The organism is Mycobacterium sp. (assembly GCF_049278535.1).
Lineage (GTDB): Bacteria > Actinomycetota > Actinomycetes > Mycobacteriales > Mycobacteriaceae > Mycobacterium.
In genome coordinates, this window is sequence record NZ_JBAPMI010000124.1 from 1 (window position 1) to 11,255 (window position 11,255).

At 65.4% G+C, this 11,255-nt stretch carries 11 protein-coding genes; 8 read left to right on the forward strand and 3 right to left on the reverse strand.

What is annotated here, in order from left to right; genetic code table 11:
- On the forward strand, positions 1 to 1,251 hold a 1,251-nt coding region (locus WAO18_RS07855), incomplete at its 5' end, for an ATP-dependent DNA helicase RecG (RefSeq protein ID WP_422205283.1).
- Complete coding sequence (locus tag WAO18_RS07860) at positions 1,248 to 1,961, forward strand: HNH endonuclease family protein (protein WP_422205285.1); 714 nt, start codon at positions 1,248 to 1,250, stop codon at positions 1,959 to 1,961. The genes WAO18_RS07855 and WAO18_RS07860, both read left to right, overlap by 4 nt.
- Positions 1,962 to 1,965: 4 nt before the next feature.
- On the opposite strand, the gene WAO18_RS07865 is transcribed toward WAO18_RS07860, so the two are convergent.
- The gene (locus WAO18_RS07865; protein ID WP_422205287.1) at positions 1,966 to 2,811 is read right to left on the reverse strand and encodes an aldo/keto reductase; all 846 of its coding nucleotides are present in this window, start codon (positions 2,809 to 2,811) and stop codon (positions 1,966 to 1,968) included.
- A 5-nt stretch (positions 2,812 to 2,816) separates the two neighbouring features.
- A complete protein-coding gene (locus tag WAO18_RS07870) occupies positions 2,817 to 3,659 on the reverse strand; it encodes an aldo/keto reductase (protein ID WP_422205288.1) in 843 nt (280 codons plus the stop codon).
- Between WAO18_RS07870 and WAO18_RS07875 the strand changes: the two genes are divergently transcribed.
- The 6 genes from WAO18_RS07875 (at position 3,658) to coaD (ending at position 10,783) form a co-directional block, all read left to right on the forward strand.
- On the forward strand, positions 3,658 to 4,770 hold the full coding sequence (locus WAO18_RS07875; protein ID WP_422205289.1) for an alpha/beta hydrolase: 1,113 nt from the start codon (positions 3,658 to 3,660) through the stop codon (positions 4,768 to 4,770). The genes WAO18_RS07870 and WAO18_RS07875 overlap by 2 nt on opposite strands.
- A gap of 92 nt (positions 4,771 to 4,862) precedes the next feature.
- Positions 4,863 to 5,624: a DsbA family protein gene (locus WAO18_RS07880; RefSeq protein ID WP_422205291.1), complete on the forward strand. Its 762-nt coding sequence runs from the start codon at positions 4,863 to 4,865 to the stop codon at positions 5,622 to 5,624.
- Positions 5,621 to 6,265 carry a vitamin K epoxide reductase family protein gene (locus WAO18_RS07885; RefSeq protein ID WP_422205293.1) on the forward strand — a complete coding sequence of 215 codons (645 nt, stop codon included), beginning with the start codon at positions 5,621 to 5,623 and terminating at the stop codon, positions 6,263 to 6,265. The genes WAO18_RS07880 and WAO18_RS07885 overlap by 4 nt, the downstream gene beginning before the upstream one ends.
- A 22-nt stretch (positions 6,266 to 6,287) precedes the next feature.
- Positions 6,288 to 9,671, forward strand: coding sequence for a pyruvate carboxylase (locus WAO18_RS07890; protein WP_422205295.1), 3,384 nt, complete (start codon positions 6,288 to 6,290; stop codon positions 9,669 to 9,671).
- Positions 9,668 to 10,222, forward strand: coding sequence for a 16S rRNA (guanine(966)-N(2))-methyltransferase RsmD (rsmD, locus tag WAO18_RS07895; protein ID WP_422205300.1), 555 nt, complete (start codon positions 9,668 to 9,670; stop codon positions 10,220 to 10,222). Before WAO18_RS07890 ends, rsmD begins: the two co-directional genes overlap by 4 nt.
- A 75-nt stretch (positions 10,223 to 10,297) precedes the next feature.
- Complete coding sequence (gene coaD / locus WAO18_RS07900) at positions 10,298 to 10,783, forward strand: pantetheine-phosphate adenylyltransferase (RefSeq protein ID WP_422205297.1); 486 nt, start codon at positions 10,298 to 10,300, stop codon at positions 10,781 to 10,783.
- 55 nt (positions 10,784 to 10,838) lie between these two features.
- Here coaD and WAO18_RS07905 read toward each other — a convergent pair.
- Positions 10,839 to 11,255, reverse strand: a 417-nt coding sequence (locus WAO18_RS07905) for a hypothetical protein (RefSeq protein WP_422205299.1), incomplete at its 5' end; no start/stop codon positions are given.

An 11,255-nucleotide genomic window follows, 5' to 3' on the forward strand; every position in this document is an offset into this window, starting at 1 on the left:
GTCTCGGTGCTCGCGATGCTGCAGATGGTCGACGCCGGCTATCAGTGCGCACTGCTGGCGCCGACGGAAGTCCTTGCTGCACAGCATCTTCGATCCATCAGCGACGTGCTCGGTCCGCTGGCGATGGGTGGCCAGCTGGGCGGCGACGACAATGCCACCCGGTTGGCGCTGCTCACCGGCTCGATGTCGCAGGCCCAGAAGAAGCAAGTCCGCGCCGAGATCGCCGGCGCCGAAGTCGGCATCGTGGTCGGCACACACGCGCTGCTGCAGGATGCGGTCGAGTTCGACCGGCTCGGCATGGTGGTCGTCGACGAGCAGCACCGCTTCGGGGTGGAGCAACGAGACCAGTTGCGGGCCAAGGCGCCTGCCGGCATCACGCCGCATCTACTGGTGATGACCGCAACCCCGATACCACGGACCGTCGCCCTGACCGTCTACGGCGACCTGGAGACGTCGACGCTGCGCGAACTTCCCCGCGGCCGCCAACCGATCACCACGACCGCGATATTCGTCAACGACAAACCGGCCTGGTTGGACCGCGCCTGGGATCGGATCATCGAGGAAGTCGGCGAGGGGCGGCAGGCCTACGTGGTGGCGCCGAGGATCGACGATTCCGACAGCGGCGGCCAGACCGAGAAGGACCAAAGGCCCTCGGCCACAGTCGAAGAGCTCTATGCGCGGCTAGGTAGCGATCAGCTGTCCGGTCTTCGGTTGGGGCTCATGCACGGGCGGCTGACCGGTGACGAGAAGGACGCCGTGATGGCGGCGTTTCGCGCCCGCGAGATCGATGTGCTGGTGTGCACCACGGTGATCGAAGTCGGCGTCGACGTTCCGAATGCGACGGTGATGCTGGTGATGGACGCCGACCGTTTCGGCATCAGCCAGCTACACCAGTTGCGCGGCCGTATCGGTAGGGGCGAACACGCCAGCATCTGTCTGCTGGCCAGTTGGATGACGCCGCACTCGCGGGCGGGCCGGCGGCTGAGCGCGGTTGCCGGCACGCTCGACGGGTTCGCGCTCGCCGACTTGGATCTACGGGAACGCCGTGAGGGAGATGTGTTGGGCCGCAGCCAGTCCGGTCGGGCGATCACGCTGCGGCTGCTGTCGCTGATCGATCATCGGGACGTCATCGAGGCGGCTCGCGATTTCTGCGAGCGGGCCTACGACGACCAGTCCGTGCATCCCGGATTGGCACTACTGGCCGCACCTTTCACCGGTAGTGAACGCATCGAATTCCTGGACAAGTCATGACCCGCAAAGTGTTGTTCTGGCTCTCGACGGCCGCGGTGCTCGCGGTGCTGGTCGCCTATCAGGTAGTGGTCACGTCGGCGGGGGAGCGTGACAGGGAGTTCGCTGCCCGGGCCGACGTGCCGACGTTGCAGCCCGGGGTCGATGCGTTGAGCGGAATCACGGTGGTGCCGCTGCGAATTCATCGCTACGACTACCGGAGAGCCGCTTTTGGCGAGGCCTGGACCGACGACAACGATGCGCCCGGCGGGCACAACGGATGCGATACCCGTGACGACGTCCTCAATCGCGACCTGGTCGACAAGACCTTCGTCTGGACCAAACATTGCCCTGATGCCGTCGAGACCGGGACCTTGCACGACCCGTACACCAGTGCCGTCATCAACTTTCACCGTGGCGCGAAAGTGGGTGAGGCGGTGCAGATCGACCACATCGTTCCGTTGGCGCTGGCCTGGGACATGGCGGCCTATGACTGGCCGGTCGAACAGCGGGTCCGGTTCGCCAACGACCCGGCGAATCTCCTTGCGGTACAAGGCCAGGCAAACCAGGACAAAGAAGATTCGCAGCCGGCGTTGTGGATGCCGCCGAACCACGCGTTCTGGTGTCAGTACGCGATGCAGTACATCGCGGTGTCACGTGGGTACGGGCTTCCCGTCGATCTGGTGACGAGCAACGTCCTGCGTCAGGCCGCAGCGGGCTGCCCGACCGGATAGCGACTTAGAGGCCGGTGTAGGTGAGCGGGTCCTCGCGCACCCGGGTGCCATCGTTGAGCCCGTTGAGGGCTTCCATGTGTTCGGTGGTCAACTCGAAATCGAAGACATCGAAATTGCCGGCGATCCGCTCGGGATTGCCGGACCGTGGAATCACCACATTGCCAAGCTGAATGCTCCACCGGATCAACACCTGTGCGGGGGTGCGGTCGTATTCGGCGGCGACCGACGTCACCGTTGGGTTGTCCAGCAGCCGGCCGACCGCCAGTGGGCTGTAGGCCTCGGTGACGATGTTGCGCTGGGCGTTAACGGCGCGCAGCTCGGCCTGGTTGAGCAGCGGGTGCAGCTCGATCTGGTTGACCGCGGGGGTGACGTAGGACAGGTCGATAACGGTGTCCAGGAATTCCTCGTTGAAGTTGCACACCCCGATCGAGCGGGTGAGGCCGTCGCCGCGGGACTGGATCAGACCCCCGAAGGCGTCCACGTATTTACCGAGCGCTGCGATCGGCCAGTGGATAAGGAAGAGGTCGACGTAGTCCAGCCCGAGCTTCTCCAAGCTGACCTTGACCGCGTCCTGGGTGATGTTGAAACCCTGGTCGGCGTTGGCCACCTTGGTGGTGACGAACAGCTCCGCGCGGGGAATGCCGGAGGCCGCGATGGCGCGGCCGACCGCGGCTTCGTTGCCGTAGACCGCAGCGGTGTCGATCAGCCGATAACCGATCTCCAGCGCGGCGGACACGGCGCGCTCGGTTTCGTCGTCCGACAATTCCGCGACGCCGAGACCGATCACCGGCATCGTGTTCTCGTCGTTGAGTGCAATGGAGGGGACGTAGGCGCCCGACTCGCCAGTCACGTCTTTCACCTGCCTGTGAAGTCGAAGGTTCGTGGATCAGGACCGAGCCGGTTTCCATCGTCGAGCGAAGAGATTGACGCCATGTCGCTTTCGGTTAGTTCGAAATCGAACACGTCGAAGTTGCTCGCAATCCGCTCAGGGTTTACCGACTTGGGGATGACGATATTACCGAGCTGAATATGCCATCGAATCACAACCTGGGCGGGGGTTCGGCCGCAGCCCTCGGCGACCGCCGTGACGGTGGGATCGGTCAGCAATGACCCCTGCCCGAGCGGCCCCCACGCCTCGGTCGCGATTCCGAGACGGGCGTGCAGCTCCCGCAGTTCGGTCTGCGGCAGCCGGGGATGCAGCTCCACCTGGTTGACGGCCGGCACGATCCCGGTGGCGTCGACAAGAACATTGATGTGCTCGGGCTCGAAATTGCTGACCCCGATGGACCGGATCCGGCCCTGGTCGCGCAGATGGGCGAATGCCTTGAAGGTGTCGACGTACTTGTTCAGCTTGGGCATCGGCCAATGCACCAGGTAGAGGTCCAGATAATCGAGCCCTAGCCGCTTCATGCTGCCGTCGAATGCGGCCAGTGTGCTGTCGTAACCCTGCTCGGAGTTCCACAGTTTGGTGACCAAGTAAAGTTCGTCTCTGGGCACGCCGGACTCGGCAACAGCGCGGCCGGTTTCGCGTTCGTTCCGGTACGCCGCCGCGGTGTCGATGTGGCGGTATCCGGCTTGCAGCGCGACGCTCACCGCCTGCTCAGCGTCCGCGGGCGGGATCTTGAATACGCCGAATCCGACCGCGGGGATGGAATTACCGTCGTTCAGTGGGACCGAGGGACTCAAGGAACTAGTCATGACACGAAGTCTGCCAGGCACGTCGGATCAGCAGCTCAAGACCGGTGGCTGGGCCAACCGGCTGCAGAGCGCCGCCACCAGTGTCGGGCTCAAGGTGATTCCGTGGGTGCCCACCAGAGCCAAACGGTTGTTGTCGGGAGGCCGCGGGGTCACCATCGACGGCAACACGCTGGATCCCACCCTGCAGCTGGCGCTGTCCGGGCTGCGGGCGTTCGGGATGAACGGCCTGGTCCTGGGCGAAGACCCCGCCGCCTCGCGGGCTCAGCTGCGCGAGATGACTTTCGGGTTCGGCGGACCGCAGATCCATGTCGGGGTCAGCGACGTGTCGATACCTGGACCGGCCGGCCCGATCCTGGCTCGGCACTACCGTCCGGCAACGCCTGGGCCTGCGCCGATGGTGGTCTTCTACCACGGTGGCGGCTGGGTGATCGGTGACCTGGACACCCACGACCCGCTGTGCCGGCTGACCTGTCGTGACGCCGACGTTCACGTGTTGTCGATCTACTACCGGCTGGCCCCCGAACACCCGGCACCGGCCGCGGTCGACGACGCCTATGCGGCATTCAAGTGGGCGTGCGAACACGCCGAGGAACTTGGCGCCATCCCCGACAAGATCGTCGTCGGCGGCGATAGCGCCGGTGGCAACCTTGCCACCGTCGTTTCGCAGCTGGCGCGCGACGAAAACCCACAGGGCCCGCAGCCGGTGCTGCAATGGCTGCTCTATCCACGCACCGACTTCACCGCGCAGACCAGGTCGCTGACCTTGTTCGCCGATGGCTTCCTGCTCACCAAGGCCGACATCGACTGGTTCACCGAGCAGTACCTCGGCGGCTCCGGCGTCGACCCTGCGGATCCGCGGGTGTCGCCGCTGTTCGCCGATTCGTTGGCGGGGCTGCCGCCGGCGCTGATCGCGACCGCGGGCTTCGACCCGCTGCGCGACGAGGGCAACCGCTACGCGGATGCGCTGCAAGAGGCCGGGACCCGCGTCGACCTGCGCTCGATGCGATCGCTGACGCACGGGTTTGCCAGCCTGTTCCCGCTGGGCGGGGGAAGCGCGCTGGCCACCACCGAGTTGATTTCGGCATTGCGGGCCCATCTCAGCCACGTCTGACCTGGCAATAGCGACGCCGGTAGGCTTAGTCGCGATCAACGACCGCACCGCGGTCGGACCGCAAGCCGACTATCCGGAGTGAGAGCAAGCCCGTGGCCGCAAAATCAAACCGTCCAGTCAGTTACGACCTGAACGCCGCCGGGCGCCGACGCGACCTGTGGGTCAGGATCGGGCTCACCTCGATCGTGGTGCTGTTCGCCGTCGCTCTGGTCGGCTACATCGTGATCTCGCATGACAAGAAGACCGCCGCCAACGGCGCGCGGGCGATCCGGGTGACGTCGAGCAAGCTGGTCACCAAGGACGGCAGTCACGATCCGAAAGCGGTCGTGACGTTTTACGAGGACTTCCTTTGCCCGGCGTGCGGGAACTTCGAGCGAGGGTTCGGCCCGACGGTGGGCAAGCTGATCGACGACGGTGCGATCGCCGCCGACTACTACATGGTGGGCCTGCTGAGCAGGGCGCAGAACGAGGACTACTCGTCGCGTGCCGGCAACGCCGCCTACTGCGTCGGCGACGAGTCGGTCGACGCCTTCCGGCGATTCCACACCGCCTTGTACACCAAGGAGATTCAGCCTTCGGAGACCGGGACGACGTTCCCCGACAACGCGAAGCTGACCGAGCTGGCCCGCGAGGCCGGTGTGGTCGGCAAGGTCCCCGACTGCATCAAGGCGGGCAAGTACCTGCCGATGGTCGACGGGTTGGCGACCGCGTCGGGCATTCACGCCACCCCGACGGTGCGCATCAACGGACAGGACTACCAATGGACCACGCCGGACGCGTTCGTCGCCAAGATCAAAGAGATCGTCGGGGACGTTCCCGGAATTGATTCGGCTGCGACTCCAGCGGCGTCGTGACTGCCACGGCGTCAGCCAAATCTGATGGCCCGCTAGAGGAAGCGACGCCGTCAGCTGTCGCTTCAGTCGTATCAGGCACCGGCGCGTGGTGGATACTGATCGCGGGAGTGGCCGGCCTGATCGCCTCGGCGACGCTGACCGTCGAGAAGATCGAGATCCTGCTCAACCCGTCCTACGTACCCTCCTGCAACATCAACCCGATCGTTTCGTGCGGGTCGGTGATGACGACGACGCAAGCGTCGGCCCCGGGTTTTCCGAACTCGCTGATCGGGATCGGCGCATTCGCCGTCGTCATCGTCACCGGCGTGCTAGCGGTGGCGAAAGTGCCGCTGCCGCGGTGGTATTGGATCGGTATGACGCTTGGAACACTGGCCGGCGCCGGGTTCGTGCACTGGCTGATCTTCCAGAGCCTCTACCGAATCGGGGCGTTGTGCCCCTACTGCATGGTGGTATGGGTGGTGACCATCTCGCTATTGGTGGTGGTTACCTCGATCGCCTTCGGGCCGAACGGTCAAACCCGTGGTGGGGTCGTTACGCGTGAGCTGCACCGTTGGCGATGGTCGATCGCCACGATCTGGTTCACCGCTGTTTTTCTGCTGATTCTGTCCCGCTTTTGGGACTATTGGTCAACGCTGATCTGACCAACAGAGGATAGGGATAAACGTGATTTCCAAAGTGCTGGTTGCCAATCGCGGCGAGATCGCCATCCGGGCATTCCGGGCCGCCTACGAACTTGGTGTCAGCACCGTCGCTGTCTATCCCTACGAAGATCGAAACTCGTTGCACCGCCTCAAGGCTGACGAGTCCTATCAAATCGGTGACGTCGGCCACCCGGTACGCGCTTATCTGTCGGTCGGCGAGATCGTCGCCACTGCCCGCCGTGCGCGCGCTGACGCGGTGTATCCCGGATACGGCTTCTTGTCCGAGAACCCTGAGCTGGCCGCCGCATGTGCGCGATCCGGCATCACCTTCGTCGGCCCCAGCGCCGAAGTGCTTCAGCTGACCGGCAATAAGTCTCGTGCAATCGCGGCCGCGCGTGAAGCGGGCCTGCCCGTCCTTGCGTCATCGGCGCCGTCGGCATCGGTCGACGAGCTGGTATCCGCCGCGGCCGACATGCAGTTCCCGCTGTTCGTCAAAGCGGTTGCCGGCGGCGGCGGTCGCGGCATGCGACGGGTCAGCGATGCCGAGGCGCTGCCCGAGGCCATCGAGGCGGCCAGCCGGGAAGCCGAGTCGGCGTTCGGGGACTCGACGGTCTACCTCGAGCAGGCGGTGATCAACCCGCGCCACATCGAAGTGCAGATCCTGGCCGACAACCACGGCAACGTGATCCATCTCTACGAGCGGGACTGCAGTGTCCAGCGCCGGCACCAGAAGGTCGTCGAGCTGGCGCCTGCCCCCAACCTGCCGGAAGAATTGCGGGCAAAAATCTGTTCCGACGCAGTCGATTTCGCGCGCCACATCGGATACAGCTGCGCGGGCACCGTCGAATTTCTGCTCGACGAGCGCGGGCATCACGTCTTCATCGAGATGAACCCGCGTATCCAAGTCGAGCACACCGTGACCGAGGAGATCACCGACGTCGACCTGGTGTCCAGTCAGCTGCGCATCGCGTCCGGGGAATCCCTGGAAGATCTGGGCCTGAGCCAAGACAACATCCGGCCGCACGGCGCGGCACTGCAGTGCCGAATCACCACCGAAGACCCGGCCAACGGGTTCCGGCCCGACACCGGTCGGATCAGCGCCTACCGCAGCCCGGGCGGCGCCGGCATCCGGCTGGATGGCGGCACGAATCTCGGCGCCGAGATCAGCGCCCACTTCGATTCAATGCTGGTCAAGCTCACTTCTCGGGGGCGCGACTTCTCGACCGCGGTCAGCCGTGCGCGACGCGCGATCGCCGAATTCCGCATCCGTGGCGTGTCGACGAATATCCCGTTCCTGCAAGCGGTCCTGGACGATCCGGACTTCCAGGCCGGCCGCGTCACCACCTCGTTCATCGACGAGCGCCCGCAGTTGCTCACCGCCCGATCGTCGGCCGACCGCGGTACCAAGATCCTCAACTACCTGGCCGACGTCACCGTCAACAAGCCGCACGGCTCGCGACCATCGGCGGTGTATCCGCACGACAAACTGCCCGACGTCGATCTGACGAAAGCGCCACCGCCCGGTTCCAAGCAGCTGCTGATCGAATTGGGCCCAGAGGGTTTCGCGAGTTGGCTACGTGATTCGTCGGGGGTGCGGGTCACCGACACGACCTTCCGCGACGCGCATCAGTCGCTGTTGGCAACCCGGGTGCGCACCAGCGGGTTGAATATGGTTGCCCCATATCTGGCCCGGACCATGCCGCAGTTGTTGTCCGTCGAGTGCTGGGGCGGTGCGACGTACGACGTGGCGCTGCGCTTCCTCAAAGAGGATCCGTGGGAACGGTTGGCCACGCTGCGCGAAGCGATGCCTAACATCTGCCTGCAGATGCTGCTAAGGGGCCGAAACACCGTGGGCTACACCCCATATCCGGAGCTGGTCACGTCGGCGTTCATCGAGGAGGCCACGGCCACCGGCATCGATATCTTCCGGATTTTCGACGCGTTGAACAACCTTGACTCGATGCGCCCGGCGATCGACGCGGTGCGCGAAACCGGCTCGGCCATAGCCGAAGTCGCGATGTGCTACACCGGTGATCTTTCCGATCCCGGCGAGGACCTGTACACGCTGGATTACTACCTGAAGTTGGCCGACCAGATCGTGGCCGCCGGGGCGCACGTGCTGGCGGTCAAAGACATGGCCGGGCTGCTGCGGCCCCAGGCCGCACGGCAATTGGTCGGCGCACTGCGTAGCCGCTTCGACCTGCCCGTGCATGTGCACACCCACGACACTCCCGGAGGTCAGTTGGCCAGCTATATCGCTGCCTGGCAGTCGGGTGCGGACGCGGTCGACGGTGCGGCCGCTCCGATGGCGGGGACCACCAGCCAGCCGGCGCTGAGCTCGATCGTCGCGGCGGCCGCGCACACCGAGTACGACACCGGTTTGTCGCTGTCGGCGGTGTGCGCGCTCGAACCGTATTGGGAAGCGCTGCGAAAGGTGTACGCGCCGTTCGAGTCCGGGCTGCCGGGGCCGACCGGACGGGTCTATCACCACGAGATTCCCGGCGGCCAACTGTCGAATCTGCGTCAGCAGGCCATCGCGTTGGGGTTGGGGGACCGGTTCGAGGAAATCGAAGAGGCCTATGCGGGTGCCGATCGGGTGCTGGGCAGGCTGATCAAGGTCACCCCGTCCTCGAAGGTGGTGGGCGATCTGGCGCTGGCATTGGTCGGCGCCGGCCTGAGTGCCGATGAATTCGCGGCGGATCCAGGGCATTTCGACATACCGGAGTCGGTGCTTGGCTTCCTGCGCGGAGACCTGGGTGATCCGGCGGGCGGGTGGCCCGAACCCCTGCGCAGCAAAGCCCTGGCCGGCCGGGGCGAGCCGAAGGCCGTCCAGCAGTTGACCCCGGAGGACGAGAACACCCTGGGGCTGCTGGGGCAGAAACGGCAGGCCACCCTCAACCGCCTGCTGTTCCCCGGGCCGACAAAGGAATTCGAGTCCCATCGGGAGACCTACGGCGACACATCCCGGCTGTCGGCCAACCAGTTCTTCTACGGTCTGCGGCAAGGCGAGGAACACCGTGTGCAACTGGAGCCAGGTGTGGAGCTGTTGATCGGCCTCGAGGCGATCTCCGAGCCTGACGAACGCGCCATGCGAACGGTGATGTGCATCATCAACGGTCAGCTCCGGCCGGTAGAAGTGCGTGATCGCAGCATTGCCAGCACGGTTCCGGCCGCCGAGAAGGCAGATCGGGGCAATGCGAACCACGTCGCTGCACCCTTCGCCGGCGTCGTCACCGTCGGCGTCTCGGAAGGCGACAAGGTGACCGCCGGCCAGACCATCGCCACCATCGAGGCGATGAAGATGGAAGCCCCGATCACTGCGCCCACCGATGCCACCGTGGAGCGGGTGGCCGTGTCGGCCACCGCCCAGGTCGAAGGCGGGGATCTGCTGGTGGTGCTCGCCTGACGCGCATCATCGGCGGTGTCGCCGGCGGGCGGCGGATCGCGGTGCCGCCGCGGGGAACCCGGCCGACGACCGATCGGGTGCGCGAGTCGTTGTTCGGCATCCTGACTGCGCGGCTGGACCTGACCGGTCTGGCGGTGCTGGACCTGTATGCGGGTTCGGGGGCGTTGGGACTCGAGGCACTGTCGCGCGGTGCGGCCTCGGCGCTGTTCGTCGAGTCCGGTCGTCGCGCGGCAGCGGTGCTCGAACGCAACATCGCGACGCTCGGCCTGCCCGGCGCAACGTTGCGGCGCGGCCTGGCGGCAGCCGTTGTCGCTGCTGGAGCCGCGGCGCCGGTCGACCTGGTGCTGGCCGACCCGCCCTACGACGTGCCAGCGAACGAGATCGATGCGCTGCTGACCGCGCTGGCCGCGCACGGCTGGGTGAGCGAGGGCAGCGTGGCCGTGGTGGAGCGCCCGGCCGGCGGGCCAGCGCTGAACTGGCCGGTGGGCTGGCAACCCTGGCCGCAGCGGGTTTACGGCGACACCCGCTTGGAGCTGGCCGAACGGCTCTGAGCCAGCGTGTACCGTCTCGGACATGAGCGCCGCTCCTCCTCATCGCTTCGCGCTGCATCGTCGCCGACACGGGTCATGAGCGGCGCCGTTTGCCCGGGTTCTTTCGATCCGGTGACGTTGGGCCACATCGATGTCTTTGAGCGGGCTGCGGCTCAGTTCGACGAAGTGGTGGTGGCGATCCTGATCAATCCCGCCAAAAGGGGCATGTTCGACATCGATGAGCGAATTGCGATGATCGAGGAGTCCACCACCCATCTGCCCAACTTGCGCGTGCAGGCGGGCCAGGGTTTGGTCGTCGACTTCGTCAGGTCCCAGGGGATGACGGCGATCGTCAAGGGACTGCGCACCGGCACCGACTTCGAATACGAATTGCAGATGGCGCAGATGAACAAGCATGTCGCCGGCGTCGACACGTTTTTCGTGGCAACCACGCCGCGGTATTCGTTCGTATCGTCGTCGCTCGCGAAAGAGGTCGCGATGCTCGGTGGTGATGTGTCCGAACTGCTGCCCGATCCGGTGAACCGTCGGCTGGCCGCCAAACTGCGCTCGGCCAAGGAGTAATAAATCATCAGCGCGACCGGGCGAAAGCCACGGCCGCGCTGATGATCTGGTTGCGTCAGCTCTCGGCGAGCACGCTGTGCAGCGACTGCTTCGCCTCAGTGATCGCCGTCAGCACCTTTGCCCGCGCCTCGGCGAGCTTCTGCTTCTGGGCGTCGGTGCCCGACCAGTGGATGGTCCGCGCCAGCCCGGCCAGCTCGAACAGTCCCCAACGTATCTTGGCGACGTCACCGAATTTGCCGGCCGCAGCGAGCCGCGCATGGATGCTTTCGCTGCTGATGCCCTTCCACTGCAACACATTTCTGCCCAGCTCGGTCAGGGTGGCTACCCCGTCGCTTACCGTCACGAAGCCACGACCGGCCAGCTTTCCGATCGCAAGCTCAACGATTTCTTGCGGAGGTGCAAACGCACCGTCGGTCGCTTCAGAAACCCGCTGCACGATATGTTCGGCGTTCGCCGGCCCGTCGAGCAACAA